The following is a 16,716-nucleotide window of genomic DNA, read 5'->3' as shown; positions in this document are numbered from 1 at the left end:
AATGTTGTTATGAGTAAGAAATTAATGCTTATTTTTTCTATGCTAATAGGGATACTGATATTTTCTAATACGTCCTATGCCAGTCCGAATTATTTACCTCCAAGTAATGAAAGAACGGATGTAGTCTATGTTAGTGAAAATGTAGTGGTATTAATTGACTACGCTAATAACAAAGCAGATTTAGTAGATTTAACAACAAATAAGATTACAAATATTTCTAATGATGCAAATACTATTTTAGATTTAAACGTTATGAAAAATCCTCAGAAAATTGTTCTTCTAAAAAAAGATAATGGTACTACAATTTCTAAAACAGTCCTTTCTTATAAGGGAACGGTTATTAGCAAAGCTAAAATAGCCCTTAAAAATACAGGGAATAGAATCAAATGGGTTGCTCCTACTGGAACAGTAAATGAACGAATAATGGTTCAATCCAATAACTCATTTAACCTTTATCAGTATCCTTGGAGCAAACCAAGTGTAAGCTATAATGCTACAATCATTGATAAAGGATACGAAAGTGTTAGCGTGCAGGATTGGGATTTTGTGGGATACCCTTATTTAGCTATAAAATATCAGGCGCAAGGCGTTATGAGTGATGATTTCTTCGTAAAAACAGTTAATCTATATACTAAGAAAGAACAGCTGATCAAAGACTTCAATACTGACATTAAACTTAAATATAATGGAGGCAACCTTGCCTTATTTACATCGTATACTTACCAAGCCACTCCCGGTAACGCAAGTCGTCCTATAGCTGCTGATTCGCAAAAGGTATTTAGATTAATCAATAATGTAAGTGGAGTAGAAATTGCATCGTTAAAGGATATTTACAAAGAAGAAGGCGATATTTCGGGATGGCAAACGGAGTTTATTAATGACCAAGTGTTTGTAGGGAACTTATTGAAGCATACTTGGTCTTTATATTCTCAGAAAGGAAGTCAAATCTTGGCTAATCAAACTTGGCCTAAAGATAGCACTTCTAAATTTTTAAGTTACAACTCAAGTGTAAAAACTGCCTATTTCCTAGATTACGCATCTGGTAAAGCTTCGATAACTTCGTATTCTATTAAATGAGGATTTGAATTAACTAGTAGTGAACAGATGACTTCTGAATTAATCAGGAGTCATCTTTTTTAATGCCCATCTGCGGTGTTAGGTTAGATGGCCTTTATTAGCTGATAGCCATACTCTTTATTTCGTACCCGCTATAAAATATTCGACGCCCTGCTGCAAGTCCTTCGGGAGCTCTTCAAGCTTCAGGTACGTCTTCATTTCCAGCATAACCCGTTCACGATCTTGCCCGAAAACATCCACGACCCGGGCAAGCCGCTCCCAAGAAGCCAGATCAGCGCGGAATTCCACCCCGCTCATGGGTACTCCATGTGACTCTACATACCACTGAGCATCATATCTATAGGCTAAGTTAAGCAGCTTGAGAAAGCCAGTGCTGCTGTATTGCCGCGGGCCCCCGTAAATGGAAGGACCTAGCGCATCGCCAAGAAATAGCACATTGTCTTCTTTAACATAAAGAACACACGAATCTGCGGAATGATCACCACCTACATGGTTCAGCTCACACGTAATTCCGCCTAGATCAATCGTGATCCTGTCAGCGAACACAATATCAGGTTTCATAAAGCGGATCGTTCTACGACTGCCGTATTCCTTGCGGATATGCAGGATGCTCTCATCACTGATTATCCCTTGGGCGGCAAGACCTTCAAGACCTTCATCAGACCAATCCAGTCCACTAAGCCGCGTCAAAGCCTCGGCGGTTCCCTCGTGCGCGACTGTGGGCAAGTCCCAAGCAGACAGCCCAAAGGTATGATCCCAATGCCAATGAGTCAGGGCAATCATATCTGGCTGCCGATAGCCATATTCAGACAGTTCTTTGCGAAACAGTTCAGCATGGGCAGGTGAATTCCCCGCATCCAGCAAGAGTGTACGTCGTTCCCCCAAGATGGCTGCCAAAATGGGTCGATCTGTCTCAGGTTCTGCATGCATAATCAAAATATGCGGACTAAGTAGCTGAAATTTATGCTTCATTTATGTAGCTCCTTTCCCACTGACTGTCCTAGCGGCTTTCATGCCTTCCGCTTCCACCCGGTTGTTTAATTTATTAGCACAGGGGGTAAATTGTAATTAGAACTTGGTTTACACTAATTCTACTAAGAGGAGCTGAATACTAATGGCAGATACAAACGGACTTAGCGACAAGATCAAAGGTGGAGTATCCAAAGTTAAGGGTGAAATTAAAGACCAAGTGGGAAACGCCACTGACAATACATCGCTTCAAGCTGAAGGCAAAAAGGACAAGCTGAAGGGTGCAATTCAACAAAAAATCGGCAAGCTGAAGGAATAGCTTATTGATAAGAGAAGCTTCCATTCTTTGTATCACAGCAACTCCCAGACAGGACAATCAGTTTGGGAGTTTTTGCTGCGTATCTGCAGCTTTTTATCTATTCTTTATGTTGCATCAAATCGGAACATTAAGCAACTCTTAGCACCAAGTCGTCGTTTACAATAAGTCTTAAGAAGGAGGAGGTCCTATGATTAAGATTGGGCTAACCGGTTTCGGTGACCATGAAGAGCTGTATGGCAAAATCAAACCCGCCGAGCGCCTGCCCACGTATAGTGCGCATTTCTCAATTGTAGAGATCGATAGTTCTTTTTACGCAGTACAGCCAGTCAAGAATTATGCCAAATGGGTCAATGAGACCCCTGATGGATTTGAATTTATTGTTAAAGCTTATCAAGGAATGACCGGACACCTGCGCGACAAAAAGAATTATTTTGCGTCCACAGAGGAAATGTTCAGCGCGTTCCATACCTCCATCCAGCCTGTCCGGGAATCCGGCAAGCTGGCCATGGCCTTATTTCAGTTTCCGCCTTGGTTTGATTGCACCAAAGAAAACGTTGAACTGCTGCGCGATACCAAGGAACGAATGTTGGATGTTCCCTGTGCCATTGAATTCCGCAATAATTCCTGGTATAGCCCCGAACTGCGAGAGAAGACCTTACAGTTCATGGAGCGGGAAGGGTGGATTCATACGGTGGCCGATGAACCTCAAGCAGGAACGGGCTCTATTCCCATAGTTGCCATATCCACCTCAGCAGAAGCTACCTACGTACGTCTGCATGGCCGCAATATCGGCGGCTGGCAGCAGAGCAATCACCCGGATTGGCGCAAGCTGCGCTACCTTTATCGTTATACTACTGAAGAGCTGACCGAGTGGCGGGACCGGCTGCTCGAGCTTGAGAAGACCTGTCGCGAGCTCTACGTGGTCTTCAATAATAATTCCGGTGGCGATGCTACAGCCAATGCCAAGGAACTGCAGACTTTGCTTGGCATTGATGGTGGACTAGCCCCTCTACAACTTGATATGTTTCAATAGGTAGACTCCCAGGGTTATGCATATTACCCAATGATGGAATAATGTTTCTACCATCATGATTTAAAGAGGCTGCCCTGGGGGTATTAGTATATTAGGAAACGAAATTTTATTTGTGTACATAACAACACATTAGAGAACAGATACACGCATGATGTTGAAGGAGGCAGTTGGGCATGAAGAGAAACCATACTATGATGCAGTTTTTTGAATGGCATTTGGCCGCAGATGGGAATCATTGGAAACACCTGGCAGAGATGGCGCCGGAATTAAAGGAACTTGGAATTGATGCCGTGTGGGTTCCACCGGTTACCAAAGCAGTCTCGGATGACGATACCGGTTACGGTGTCTACGATCTCTATGATCTCGGCGAATACGATCAAAAGGGCACCATACGCACTAAATACGGCAACAAACAGGAGCTGATCGATGCGATTGGCGAATGTCAAAAAAACGGCATCGCCGTTTATGTCGACCTTGTGATGAACCATAAGGCGGGCGCAGATGAGACTGAAGTGTTCACGGTTATCGAGGTCGATCCTAATGATCGTATGAAGGAAATCTCGGAGCCATTCGAAATTGAGGGCTGGACCAAATTCACCTTTCCAGGCCGGGGGGATGAACATTCCTCCTTTAAGTGGAACTTTAATCATTTTAATGGCACCGATTATGATGCCAAGGGAGCTCGCAGCGGTGTATTCCGGATTGCGGGCGAGAATAAGACCTGGAACAAAAATGTCGATGATGAATTCGGGAACTATGATTATCTAATGTTCGCCAATATTGATTATAGTGAGCCGGAAGTCCAGGAAGAGATGCTGCGGTGGGGAGGATGGCTGGTGGATACCCTTCAGTGCAGTGGTTACCGTCTGGATGCCATCAAGCATATTAACCATGATTTCATCAAAGAATTCGCGGCGGAGATGCTCAAGAAGCGCGGAGAGGACTTTTACATTGTCGGAGAATTCTGGAATTCCAATCTGGAGGCCTGCCAGGAGTTTTTAAATACGATCGATTATAAAATTGATCTATTCGATGTCTCTCTCCATTACAAGCTTTATTCTGCTTCCTTGGGGGGCAGGGACTTTGATCTATCTAAGATTTTTGATGATACTCTGGTACAGACACATCCGGCCAATGCGGTGACCTTCGTGGATAATCATGATTCCCAGCCTCATGAAGCGTTGGAGTCATGGGTAGGTGACTGGTTCAAGCAAAGTGCGTATGCGCTCACCCTGTTGCGTCGGGACGGATATCCAGTTATCTTTTACGGAGATTATTATGGAATAGCAGGCCCCACACCTATTGCGGGTAAAAAAGAGGCGATTGATCCCCTGTTGTATGCCCGAAATCACAAAGCCTATGGGGAACAGGACGATTACTTTGATCACCCTAATACCATTGGCTGGGTGCGCCGCGGCATTGAGGAGATCGAGCATTCCGGTTGCGCAGTAGTGGTCTCTAATGGCGATGATGGCAATAAAAGAATGCTTGTCGGAGAGCAACGGGCTGGGGAAGCCTGGGTGGATTTCACCCATAATCATGAAGGAACGATAACGATTGAAAAAGATGGTTGGGCTACCTTCCCGGTAAAAGGCGGAAGCGTTTCGGTCTGGGCCCTTCCGGATGCAGAGGATAAGAAATAACGACACACTTCTAGTTCATGAAACAAAAAGAGTACTCCAAAAGGCCAACGTGGCTCATGGAGTACTCTTTTTTGCTTAAATGGACTGTTGGATTCAGACCGTTGCTTTCTCCTCGTCAAGCCAGACTCCGCTGTCCCGACCTAATATACGCTCGATAGGATATACCTTCCATACCGCAGATACGACAGCTGCACATAACACAGCCTTGACGAAATCTCCTGGCAGGAAGGGCCACATACCCGCAGTCAGTGCCTTGGCTAGAGAATCGATCCCCGTATTATAGGCCAGCCAGCTTACTCCCCCTGGATAGACAAGCAGCGCTCCGAAGATAAAATTAACCACTAACAGCTTCACAAAGGTATATTTAGTCTGCTTCATGCGCTGAGCGAACAGGCCAATGAACAAGGCTGCAAATGGCCAGGAGAAAATATAACCACCAGTCGGCCCTACCAGCAGAGAGATACCGCCTCTTCCACCCAGGACAGGGAAGCCAACAGCAGCAAGTCCAATTACTATGAGTACCGCCAGTGTGCCATAGCGTGCTCCCAAGATGGATCCAGCCAGCATAACGGCCAGGGTCTGAAGCGTGATTGGCACCGTCGAGAATGGTAATATAAATTTCAAATAGCTCATGGCTATCATAATACCAGCGAATAATGCACTGAATATCAGGCCTCTAGTCGTCCATTTCTTCATTTGCAGGCTTACCCCCATTTTTTAGGATCACTATAACATCCCTTTTCACATACATCAATCTTTAAATATTTGTTATAATCGATTACAAATGTTAAGAAAACTGGCAGGGAAGCAGGCATGAGAATGATTCAGGCACAGCAATTGACCTTGTCCTTCCGAGACGGCCAGCGTAGGCTACCGGTGCTGCAAGGTGTCACAATACATATAGAGCCGGGCGAATGGGTGGCACTTACAGGACCCAACGGCTGTGGTAAATCAGCCCTAATCCGTACCTTTAATGGTCTGAATGTTCCATCTGGAGGCAGCCTGCTCGCGGCCGGACTTGATCTGCGTTCTCCGTCCCACCGCTCCACGGTCAAACAGAAGATTCAGCTCGTGTTCCAGAATCCCGAGTCTCAGACTGTTGGCTCTACTCCGTTCGAGGATATCGCCTTTGGCCTGGAGAACCGGGGCCTTTCTCGCGCTGAGATGGGCGAGCGCATTAAGCGTGTCTTACAGCAGGTGGGATTAGCTCATAAAGCAGAGGATGAGGTTTCTTCCCTTTCCGGTGGCGAGCGGCAGCGGCTGGCTATAGCCAGCTGTCTTGCTCTGGAGGCAGAGATGATCCTGTTCGATGAAGTTACCTCTATGCTGGACCCTGCCGGAAGGCGGGATATTCTCACTCTTGCCAAGGAACTATGGCAGCAGGGTACCACTGTGCTCTGGGTTACCCAACGTATGGAGGAGCTGACAGAAAGCCCACGCATCCTGGTCATGGAGTCCGGGAAGATCATCTATGATGGAGACCCAAGGACTCTCTTCTATAGCTCGGCGCTCCCGGAAACTTTGGGATGGCAATCTCCTCCGGTTGTCCGTATCGGGCGGCTGCTACAGACACAGGATTGGCCTGCTCATCTATTGCCGTTGACAGAGGCTGATCTGGAGGGCATCCTATGATCGTTCAGATGAAGGATGTTTCTTATCTATACGAGAAGACACGCGCACTCTACGATATCCAACTGGCGATTCCACAGGGAAGCCTCACCGTCCTCTGCGGAGTTACCGGCAGCGGCAAATCTACGCTGCTGCGTCTACTTTCAGGTCTGGTTAAACCTTCGACTGGAAGTATTTCGTATGGGGAAGACGTTAATCCTCAACACATCTCCATGGTCTTCCAGCAGCCGGAAACACAGTTATTTGCGAGTAGTGTTTATAAGGATATTGAATATGGTCTGGAACAGCGTGGAGTTCCGAAATCCAGTCGGCCCGGACTTATTCAGAGTGCGCTGGCACAGGTGGGCCTTCCTTTTGAGGAATATAGCGAACGCTCGCCCTTCCTCTTGAGCGGTGGCGAGAAACGGCGGCTCTGTATCGCTGGGGCTATTGCCGCACAGCCCAGGTTGCTTATTCTGGATGAACCCACAGCGGGTCTCGATCCTCCAGCTGCCCAGGCTCTCTTGAACTTGGTGCAGGAACTGCAGCAGAGCGGGCTGACGATTGTCATTGGGACCCATGATTTGGATGCGTTCATCCCGATAGCCGACCAAGCTGTTGTCATGTCTCAGGGTACTGTTTATTACAGCGGCCCCATCCACTCATTAACCACTGATCCCGCCAAACTCAGCGCAGTTGGACTGGAGGCTCCTGCATACGTGCGAATCGGGGCTGCCCTTCGGGATAAAGGCTTGCTCAAGAATACGCCCGCTTCCTTGGAGGATGTACTCAAAGAACTTCAAGCTCAGCCACTTGTTGTACCCGTCCTTTCCAGTGTTACACTGGAGGTTATTCCAACTGAAGGTGCTGACGTTCTTCCCACTGAGGACAATCGCTTTCAGGTGTACAGCGAGGTAATACACAGCAAAACGGCCACCCTCAGATCAAGGTGGCAGGAGCGGGACCCCCGTGTCAAATGGCTGGGGATGGTATTGGGCTCTTTTATCATTCTGGGAATGCATTCTTTGTTGCCTTTACTGCTCACCGCCGGTATTATCGCCGGACTCCTAGGCACCGCCGGCCTTTCCTGGGCAAGAACGGTATGGTTCTTCAAGCCGTTCTTCCTGATGTTCCTGTTTCTCTGGATCCTGTCCGCGATATCCTGGAATTCTCCCGATTACAGTCTTGGTCCGGTTGGATTCTCCAACGAGGGCATTATTCTGGGTGGCTTAAGTGTGCTCCGGTTTCTGCTGCTGGTCGCCATCGGGTTCCTTTTTACGGAGACTACTACAGGTGCCCCGCTGCGCGAAGGGTTGGAATGGGCTATCGCCCCCCTCAAGAAACTCGGTATCCGCACCCGCAATGTGTCGCTGGCCGTATCGATCACGCTGCAATTCGTCCCCTGGATACTCGGCAAGCTGTCACAGCTACAGTTAGCGCTGCGCTCACGTGGAGGACAACAGAGCAAGCTAAAGCAATGGACGCCTCGCCAGATCTACCTGCTCCTTGTGCCTTTGCTCATCCTTGTCATTAGCATGGGCGATGAGCTGGCGACAGCGATTGAATCCCGTGGTTATGACTCCAAGAAGGACCGGACTCCAACGTATGTCCTGGTCTGGCGAAGAAACGATACTAGGGTTCTAATCTGCATTTTGCTAGTAACTGGCCTACTCTGGTGGTGTTCCCTAGCTACTTAATGGCGTAACTTATCATATATTCAGCTTGTGGAGCTTCAATCTGCGGGTCATTAATGACCCATGAGCCTGAAATACCCAGCTCCTGACAAGCCAGTTCAAAATCACAGGCCGCAATCCCAACATCAATCCGCTGCATCTCAAAGCCCACCTTGTTGCCGCTGTAGTTCGGAGTCATCACTAAATAAAAATGTGCATGCTTGCGATCGGGAGACAGCACTACTCTCCATGGCTGCTTATTGGAGGCCGAAGGTCCGAGCCGGACCATCTCCAGCGGAACAGCCAGATTCCCAGCTTCTTCACGGGTTAATTCCACTTTGAATTCAGAATCATAAAATAGCTCTGACCACGGTTTCCTTTGATCCGCCTTTACTACAAAGCGCATGGTGGATTCCACCATACTATGTTTCTCCCGGGCATAACCCACGGGTGTAATGCAGGGAATGAGCTCATCGTCTCCCAGCTTAATCTCACGCGCGAAGGAATTACGGTTAAATGTTCCACCGATCCAGCAGGTGCCAAGGCCAAGGCTGGTCGCATACAGAATCAGCTTCTGAAATATATAACCAAATTCTAATAGCGACTGCTCATCATTTTTTATTCTGCCCACCAAATAGGCTTGCGGGTTCTTAATGATTCCATAAGCCCCCAGCTTAATCCCCTTGTCATTCCCTTCCCCTTTAGCCCATATCCATTCGATATCTGCTCTTCCGCCAAGGGGTCCAGCCAGCTTCTCCTCATTGTTCAGGTAATCCATGAGGGACTTGTGCACAACCTCATCAAGCGGTGTCGGTTCATAAGTACGTACAGATTTACGCTTCTCAATCACTTCGATCACTGAGCTACTCATATCCGTATACTCCTCTCTTCTTGCATTATAAGTTCTTATTCCTCCGCCTCCGGATGACGGGATACAAGTCTTACCAAATCCAGCGTCAGGATCGGCAGCGCTAGCGTAGCGGGATAAGCCAAATAACGCGGCTCCCAGTCTGGAGCAAACTTCTCCTTATACTTGCGCAGACCGGAGAAGCCGTACCAATGTCCTCCCCGTTTATACACAAGGTGGGCCAGCTTCTCCTCGCGCAGCGCGCCCGAATTCTGACCCACACTGGACAGCGGGGCATTGCCAAGATTAAATCTGTGATAACCTTCCGACTTCGCCCAATCTAGAAGACGAACAAATAAATAATCCATCGTTCCGTTTGGTGTCACCTTCCGGTGGCGCATCAGATCAATGGAGACGGTCAGCCGCTCGTCATATCCCGGTGCAATGGAGGCAAAAGCCAGCACTGCACCCTCAGAGCTGCGCAGCAGCGCTATCTGTGCTAACTGCAGATAGGCTTCCTTAAACCAGCCGAGCGAGTAGCCTTTTTCCGTACGTCCGTTCAGCCACTCATCCGAGATCGAACGCAGCTCGCGCAATAAACTCTCCGCATGCGGCGCTTCTGAAACCTCAAACAGGTAGCCCTCCCGCTCAAAACGCTTGCTTATACTGCGAAAATCACTGAACTTCTTACCGCTAAGCGTAAAAGTATCCAAAGGCACCAAGGCCTCCTCACCCAGTTTAAAGAAACGGTAGCCTTGCTCGTGATAGATCGGCAAAAGAGCTGGTGTAGCCTGATAAAAAACTACAGACAAACCATAATTGTCAGCAGTCTGTCGAAACTCACTAATGCCTTCATTTATCAGGCTCTTCTGTCCCAACGGATCACTCAGTACGACAAGTTTGTCCCTTACTCTGGCAAAAGCAAAAAGTACTGTTCCACCTTGCGCCCAGTAGAAGCTTTTGTCACCCAGAAACAGCATGTGGGTCAAGGGATTGCCTGGCACATCGTTCAAGAAAAGCCTCAGTCTCTCCATATCCGCAGTACCGAACAGCTCCTCAACTTTGTGCTGGGGTCTGAGGGTGAGCAGCATCGTGAGCAGTAACCAAGAGAAGACCAGTCCTCCTACTGCCGTAAAAGCAACATTGCTATGCTGCTGCAGCCACTCGGGCTGCACACCCGGAGGAAGATGCTTCATAAAACCGCGATGCGCATAGTTTCCCAGCAAATAGTAGCTGAGTGCAATAACAGAGGACAGCACAAACCACCAGACCGTGCTTTGCTTGCTGACTGGTGCACTGATCCGATAGAAACGGGCTTTCGATATCCACAAGATCAGGGCTACTAAGAGCAAGAACAGAGCCTCTTCGTAATCGAAGCCTTTGGTGAACGTAAATATAGCTCCGCCGAACAACAAAATACTGGTCCATATATAGGCCCTGCGAATCCGCAGTGAAATCCCTCGCGATAAAAGAATGAGCATAAAGCCGATCAATACAGACAGCAGATGCGAGAGCTTCATCACGGGCAGCGACAACAGTTCCTCCGTGATACGAAGCCTGTAGAGAAGTTCAGGTGTAGCTGCTGACAGCAGCAGGATGAGACCGCTGGCCAGTACCAGCTTGCCGAGCGCCCACATCCCAAGATCGCTCAGGAAGGAATACTGTTCCGGCCATCCCCAAATTCTTTGCCACACATTGAGCGAAGGCTCTAGCCCCGCTGCATTTCGATCCAGCTGTTTTTTTCCCTGCAGTCCGATCTCCAGTGCCGCCAGCACCAGCCCGATGAGCCATGGAATGACATAGTAGAACAATCTGTAAATGACCAATACCGCCATCGCCTGGTCACTTCCATGCCCTAGCTGGGTAAGTCCCAGCAGCGCAATCAGATCAAAAGCACCAATTCCACCGGGCGCCATGCTCAGGATGCCAGCAATCGCGGCCACTGTATAAATGCTGAAAAGCGTCACGAAATCGGCTCCACCCAGCAGGTGGTGACCGATCATCCAGAACGTCAACCCGGCAAAGCTCCACTCCAGAAATGAGGCACTGACTGAAGCGGCTACCGTAATCCAAGGCGTTCTCCCTTGCCCTCCGTTAATCCATTTCGCATATAGCGATGAGCGCTGGATAAATACAAATACAGGTAAATAAAGGGCCATGCCCCATACGGCAAACACCAGCCAGTGATGCTCATGCAGAAGCTCCGTTGCCGGAAGGATACCGAAGATATTACCCCAAGACAGCAGGGACAAGCCTGTAATCATTAACGGTGAAAGAAAGACTATAGCTGGTGTCAGCACCGAGGTTGGCACACCACTCTTCTTATATAGAAGTGTCCGCAACCCAACACCTGCCAACCCGGCAAAGCCAATCAGATTATTGAACGTGTTCGCAATCCATGCATAGCGGAAGGTGCTCCATAGACCTATTTTTAAACGAAAATGAAAGCGGATTAAATAGTCATAGGCACTCATTACTGCCACCGACAGCAGCGCGATGCCCATCATCTGCAAAATGGCGGACGCAGGTACGCTTCTTAGTTCATGTACAGTACGACTCAAATGAATCTGCTTCAGCTCATGCTGTCCCTCCCAGTACACAAGAGCTATTATTGCCAGCGGAAAAAGAGCTCTAACCGCACGTATCCGGTAAATGAATAAGACTAGTCTTACAATTCTGAATCGTTCTAATGACTGTTTCATTGAATGCATGTTATATACCTGCCTTTACTACTGGCACACATCCCGCATAGCGAAATTAATTCACCGTCAGCTATTCTGGCCTACTTGGAGGGTTAGTGTACAAATTCCAGCTTTGTCCATTATACCTGCAATTTTATTACATAAAAAGAGGACACCCCTCACGGCAAAGGATGTCCTCTTTTTATGTAATACTAATTACAACCCCGCTTATACCCGAATATCAAATCTTCCTTCACTATCCGTAGTTGCGGTAGCTATGTCTTGAGCACTCGCTGCGACAATGGCATTGTTATTCACAGGTTTCTCCGGCGCTTTCCCAGTACTGCTGGCCGAGGATGAACTATTTTGGGCCTTCTGGGCAATTTGTGCTTCGATCTGCTTGATCTGTGCCTCAATTTGCTTAGTCTTTGCTGCCTTGGTCTTCTCATCGTCCTTGCTAGAACTCACTTTTTCTAACTCGGATTCCAGCTTTGCCTTTTGTTTCTCAAGCGCGCTGGTGTCGGTTGCACTGGAAGCTGTATAAGTTGTAGTACTTGCTACTGATGATACATTCATAATTAACCCCCCTTTCATACTTCCACTATAATCCTTTTGCAGGAAAGGAACGTTAATGCCCGCTGAAAGTTTGCTGAAAGTATGTTGGGAAGAGTTGCAGGAAAATAGCCACTTACACCATCCCCTAGTCCGCCAGTTCCACTCTATTCCCGCCCTTGGGACGGGTCTTGCGGTTAACGAGCGTTACACTCAGGAGAATGATAATGAGTCCTATGATTGTGTTCAGATAGATCCTTTCATTTAAGAAAATAGCCCCCCACAGTATGCCGAAGATGGGCACGAGGAAAGTTACACTTACCGTCTTCACGGCGCCTACATTACGAATGAGACGGAAATACAACAGATAGGCGATGGAAGTACATATGAGCGAGAGGCCAATTACGGAAAAAACTGCAGCAGAGGACGGCATATGCCGGGGAGCAAAAATAACGGCCAGCGGCAGCAGCAGTACACTCGCTCCGAGCTGCTGACCTACGGCTAGTGTCAACGGTTCTAAGCCTTGACTGGCACGGGAAGCGTACAGCCCGCCAAATCCATAGGACAACGCAGCTCCTAGTGAAAAGAACACGGACAGCAGGATTTTGCCCTCCATAGGTACCGGACTCCAGCCGACGAGAACGACAACTCCGAACAACCCAATGCCAAGACCGATGGTTTTGGCAAAGCCAGGTCTTTCCTGTAGAGTGCCCCATGCAGCCAAGGCTGTGAACATCGGTGTAGTCGCGTTCAGAATCGCTGCCAGCGAAGCGCTCAGGTTCAGCTCCGCCATGCAGATTAGCGTAAAGGGCAATGCAGCATTGAGACCTCCGAGGATGAGGAATTTCTTCCAGTGTCGCCAAAGACCCAGCTGCCGTCTGGTAATCTTAGCGTAGAGAAGCAGCGCAGCCGCAGCCAGGCTGACCCGAAGTTCTGTTGTAAAGACCGGTCCAAATTCAGGGGAAGCGATTCTCATGAATAAGAAGGAAGCGCCCCAGACTAGAGCGAGCAGCAGCAGCATTGAGAGATCTTTACGGCTCATTCTATGACTTTCCTCCTCTAACAAGCAGCTTATAGGATAAAATAGAGCAGATTCCTGCCGCCGCGATAACAATCGCCATCGGCAGCGCTGTCTCTCCACCGCCTAGGCCCACGAGTGGAGCTACGCAACCACCGAGCAGTAGTGGCAGTAGTCCTAGTAACGCCGAGGCGCTCCCTGCCGTTTCCCCTTGATCCTGCATGGCCAGCGAGAAGCTGGTTGTTCCAACTAATCCCACGCTGGAAACAACAGCGAACAAGCAGAACAGGATGGGCAGCAGGCCTCCTCCAGCCAGAATGGTAACCAACAGCAGAATACCACCCAGTGTACTGAGGAGAAGACCGCTAACGAGCAATTTTTCCTCACCCAGTCTTCCAGACAATCTGCCTGCTAATTGGCCCGAGAATATAATGCCCAGTCCATTCATGGCAAAGATCAAGCTGTAGATTTGCGGTGAGACACCAAAAATATTTTGCAGTACAAAGGAAGAACCGGATATATATGCGAACATAGCCGCAGTAACAAAACCTTGGGAGAGTGCATATCCCATAAATCTCCGATTGCCGAGCAATATCCGGAAGGTTAACAAAGTGCCCTTAATTCCACTCTTGGAGCGCCTTTCCTTCGGCAGTGTCTCTGGGAGCCGCAGCAGAATCGTCACGAAAAAGACAACTCCAACAATACATAATACGATGAACACACCTTGCCATGTAGTCAGCCGCAGTAACTGGCCACCAATGACTGGCGCCACGATTGGACCCAGACCGTTAACAATCATCAATAGAGAGAAGAACCTTGTTAATTCTGAGCCACTATACAAGTCACGGACGGCAGCGCGCGAGATAACCACACCTACCGAACCCGCCAGCCCTTGAATAAAGCGCAACGCGACTAGCAGTCCGATCGAAGGGCTAAAAGCGCAAAGCAACGAGGAGATAGCATAAATCAACATTCCAATCAGTAGCGGACGGCGGCGGCCGTATACATCACTGAGTGGTCCCGCCACCAGCTGTCCCGAGGCTAATCCTAGCAAAAAGAGGGTCAGGCTAAGCTGCACAAAAGCAGCCGTTGTCCCAAAATACACGGCAAGTGCAGGCAGCGCCGGCAAATACATGTCAATCGACAGAGGGCCGATCGTAGCAATAGCACCCAGAATAAGTGCCAGCTGCAATCTCTGCTTCCGTGTTGGACCCGTAGCGGCAAGAATATTATTATTGCTAAGTTTGTTAATCACTGTAGTTTATGTCAACCTTTCTGTTGCAACCCTTGGGGCTTTTTTTGTATTCTTCATACTACCTGAAAGGAACTGGAATTTTCAATGCTTTTGTGGAGGACTGTATGCTCTTTTTCTTTATGAACAACTCTCTTCCCTACCTCTTCAGTGTATCTTCAGGTGGGCTGTTCATAATAAAATCATATGTAAGAGAGGAGTGCATCCATTGTCTTTTATCAACAATCACAAACTCAAAATCATACTTGGCTTGGCCCTGCTGCTCTCGCTTGGATTAAGCATCTACTCCTTAGCGAATGTTGATACAACGAATACCTCTGCCACTCTCGATACTCAATGGGGAAATAGCGGCGGAGGCTTTAACCAGCGAGAGAGTGGAGTTGCCGGTATGGCTGCCCCCGGTGCAGACAGCAAAGCCGCGACACAGGGAACCGCAGGACAGAACGGAAGCACAACAATTCCTGATGCGGCTGGCAGCGCCTCTAAGTCACCCGGAGTATCACAGGACGGCACGTCTTCCGCAGTTGGTGGCACCACGCCATCCGGCGCAGCGCAGGACGGTACGTCTGCTTCCGACAGTAGCGGTGGACGTCCTGCTCGTGGTCAAGGCACCACGGATAGCAGCGGCGCAGGCTTCACCCGTCCATCCGGCGGTGGACAGATGGGCGGCGGTGGCATGGGTGGTGGCATGGGTGGCAATAGCTTTGGCAGCGCCTCAGCAAGCAGGGATTACGGAACACCGCTGGCCTGGTATGCCGTTGTTTTTGCCGTATTATTTATCGCAGCCTTCTACTATACCCTGCGCGGCAAGTTTCAGATTAAAGAGTATCGCAAAACAGTGCTTGTCGGTCTGCTTCTCGCTATCGGACTCTGTCTGAAAATAGCCGCAGCTCCATGGATCAGCGGGTATCAGAGCGACATCAATTTCTTCAAGACCTGGGCAACGCAGGCTGCGGATAGCCTGAATGGCTTTTATCTGAACAGCACAAGCGATTATCCGCCTCTCTATATGTATGTTCTTTATCTGACCGGCAAAATCGTCACGCTACCGGCGGCAGCTCCCTATTTTATGCCACTGATCAAACTGCCCTCCATTCTCGCCGATACGGCAACCGCTTATTTGCTCTACAAGGCGGCACGCCGATACTTCTCGTTCGAGACGGGCTTGCTCATTGCTGCTTTTTACATGTTTAATCCGGCTGTGCTCATCAATGCGACCTTCTGGGGACAGGTTGATTCCTTCTTCACGCTGATCGTAGTTTCGGCCATATGGCTGCTCTGTCAACGCAAATATGGCTGGGCAACCGCTGTGCTGACCTTGTCTGTTCTCATGAAGCCGCAAGGAATCATCTATGTGCCTGTTCTGTTCTTCGCGCTAGTGCGCTCGGGATCGCTCAAATCGTGGCTTAAAGCAGCGGGCGCAGGCATAGTGACCCTCCTGATCGTCGTCCTGCCCTTCTCTTCCGGGCAGAGTCCATTATGGCTGTATAACCTCTATACGGGTACGGTCAATGAATATCCTTTTGCCTCAGTTAATGCCTATAATCTATTTGCCTTGCTGGGAGACAATTATACCGAATCCTCCTCCATGTTGGCCTTCTTCAGCTACCATACCTGGGGGATGATATTTATCGTACTGACTACGTTATTTACCGGATGGATGTACCTGCGGAGCAAAAATGCGGCCATAGCCGCTCTTGGAGCTCTGCTGCAGATTGCCGGTGTCTTCACACTATCGTCCAGCATGCATGAACGCTATTTATTCCCAGCCGCTGCACTTGCCTTGCTGGCCTACACCTATTGGCGAGATAAACGCCTACTATGGTTGGTATTCGGGTTCAGTACAACGATTTTTCTCAATACCTATGCCGTCTATTACGGCACTCTCAGCCGTGGAAGTGCCTACAATTTCACAATGTTTGCCGCTTCTCTGCTAAATCTCGCGATGTGCGTACTGTTGGTAAAGATCATGTGGGATCTCTCGCGCAAAAAAGAGCTTGCTGGAACGCAGCTACCTGCGGCTACAGCCGTCGCCAGCTAAATA

The 16,716-nt window shown here is 48.8% G+C and carries 14 protein-coding genes; 7 read left to right on the top strand and 7 right to left on the bottom strand.

Annotated features, from left to right (window positions below; genetic code table 11):
- The first annotated feature begins 9 nt into the window (after positions 1-9).
- Entirely contained in the window at positions 10-1,077 is a 1,068-nt protein-coding gene (locus H1230_RS02805) for a hypothetical protein (protein ID WP_239714132.1), read from the top strand.
- Between the two features lie 117 nt (positions 1,078-1,194).
- Here H1230_RS02805 and H1230_RS02800 read toward each other — a convergent pair whose 3' ends face one another.
- Positions 1,195-2,049 carry an MBL fold metallo-hydrolase gene (locus tag H1230_RS02800; protein WP_239714131.1) on the bottom strand — a complete coding sequence of 285 codons (855 nt, stop codon included), beginning with the start codon at positions 2,047-2,049 and terminating at the stop codon, positions 1,195-1,197.
- Between the two features lie 142 nt (positions 2,050-2,191).
- Here H1230_RS02800 and H1230_RS02795 point away from each other — a divergent pair, with 142 nt between their 5' ends.
- The 3 genes from H1230_RS02795 (at position 2,192) to H1230_RS02785 (ending at position 5,041) form a co-directional block, all read left to right on the top strand.
- A complete protein-coding gene (locus H1230_RS02795; protein ID WP_239714130.1) occupies positions 2,192-2,365 on the top strand; it encodes a CsbD family protein in 174 nt (57 codons plus the stop codon).
- A gap of 187 nt (positions 2,366-2,552) precedes the next feature.
- The gene (locus H1230_RS02790; RefSeq protein WP_239714129.1) at positions 2,553-3,398 is read left to right on the top strand and encodes a DUF72 domain-containing protein; all 846 of its coding nucleotides are present in this window, start codon (positions 2,553-2,555) and stop codon (positions 3,396-3,398) included.
- A gap of 173 nt (positions 3,399-3,571) precedes the next feature.
- Entirely contained in the window at positions 3,572-5,041 is a 1,470-nt protein-coding gene (locus tag H1230_RS02785) for an alpha-amylase (RefSeq protein WP_239714128.1), read from the top strand.
- Between the two features lie 93 nt (positions 5,042-5,134).
- On the opposite strand, the gene H1230_RS02780 is transcribed toward H1230_RS02785, so the two are convergent.
- Positions 5,135-5,737 (bottom strand): biotin transporter BioY, encoded by a 603-nt coding sequence (locus H1230_RS02780; RefSeq protein WP_239714127.1) that lies wholly within the window; start codon positions 5,735-5,737, stop codon positions 5,135-5,137.
- Positions 5,738-5,854: 117 nt separating this feature from the next.
- On the opposite strand from H1230_RS02780, the gene H1230_RS02775 reads away from it, so the two are divergent.
- Together H1230_RS02775 and H1230_RS02770 are read left to right on the top strand one after the other, a co-directional pair.
- Positions 5,855-6,673, top strand: a complete 819-nt coding sequence (locus H1230_RS02775) for an ATP-binding cassette domain-containing protein (RefSeq protein WP_239714126.1) — start codon at positions 5,855-5,857, stop codon at positions 6,671-6,673.
- Positions 6,670-8,346, top strand: coding sequence for an ATP-binding cassette domain-containing protein (locus tag H1230_RS02770; protein ID WP_239714125.1), 1,677 nt, complete (start codon positions 6,670-6,672; stop codon positions 8,344-8,346). Before H1230_RS02775 ends, H1230_RS02770 begins: the two co-directional genes overlap by 4 nt.
- Here H1230_RS02770 and H1230_RS02765 read toward each other — a convergent pair.
- From H1230_RS02765 to H1230_RS02745, 5 genes are all read right to left on the bottom strand, one after another.
- Entirely contained in the window at positions 8,339-9,193 is an 855-nt protein-coding gene (locus H1230_RS02765; protein ID WP_239714124.1) for a nitroreductase family protein, read from the bottom strand. The genes H1230_RS02770 and H1230_RS02765 overlap by 8 nt on opposite strands.
- A 35-nt stretch (positions 9,194-9,228) precedes the next feature.
- On the bottom strand, positions 9,229-11,880 hold the full coding sequence (gene mprF / locus H1230_RS02760) for a bifunctional lysylphosphatidylglycerol flippase/synthetase MprF (RefSeq protein WP_239714123.1): 2,652 nt from the start codon (positions 11,878-11,880) through the stop codon (positions 9,229-9,231).
- Between the two features lie 198 nt (positions 11,881-12,078).
- Positions 12,079-12,426, bottom strand: coding sequence for a FlxA-like family protein (locus H1230_RS02755; RefSeq protein ID WP_239714122.1), 348 nt, complete (start codon positions 12,424-12,426; stop codon positions 12,079-12,081).
- 124 nt (positions 12,427-12,550) lie between these two features.
- Entirely contained in the window at positions 12,551-13,444 is an 894-nt protein-coding gene (locus tag H1230_RS02750) for a DMT family transporter (RefSeq protein WP_239714121.1), read from the bottom strand.
- Position 13,445: 1 nt separating this feature from the next.
- Complete coding sequence (locus tag H1230_RS02745; RefSeq protein WP_239717051.1) at positions 13,446-14,672, bottom strand: multidrug effflux MFS transporter; 1,227 nt, start codon at positions 14,670-14,672, stop codon at positions 13,446-13,448.
- Between the two features lie 208 nt (positions 14,673-14,880).
- On the opposite strand from H1230_RS02745, the gene H1230_RS02740 reads away from it, so the two are divergent.
- Positions 14,881-16,713, top strand: a complete 1,833-nt coding sequence (locus H1230_RS02740; RefSeq protein WP_239714120.1) for a glycosyltransferase family 39 protein — start codon at positions 14,881-14,883, stop codon at positions 16,711-16,713.
- The last annotated feature ends 3 nt before the right edge of the window (positions 16,714-16,716 follow it).

The sequence above is a fragment of the Paenibacillus sp. 19GGS1-52 genome, assembly GCF_022369515.1.
Taxonomy (GTDB): domain Bacteria; phylum Bacillota; class Bacilli; order Paenibacillales; family Paenibacillaceae; genus Paenibacillus_AQ.
This window is presented reverse-complemented; position numbering and strand designations above follow the sequence as displayed.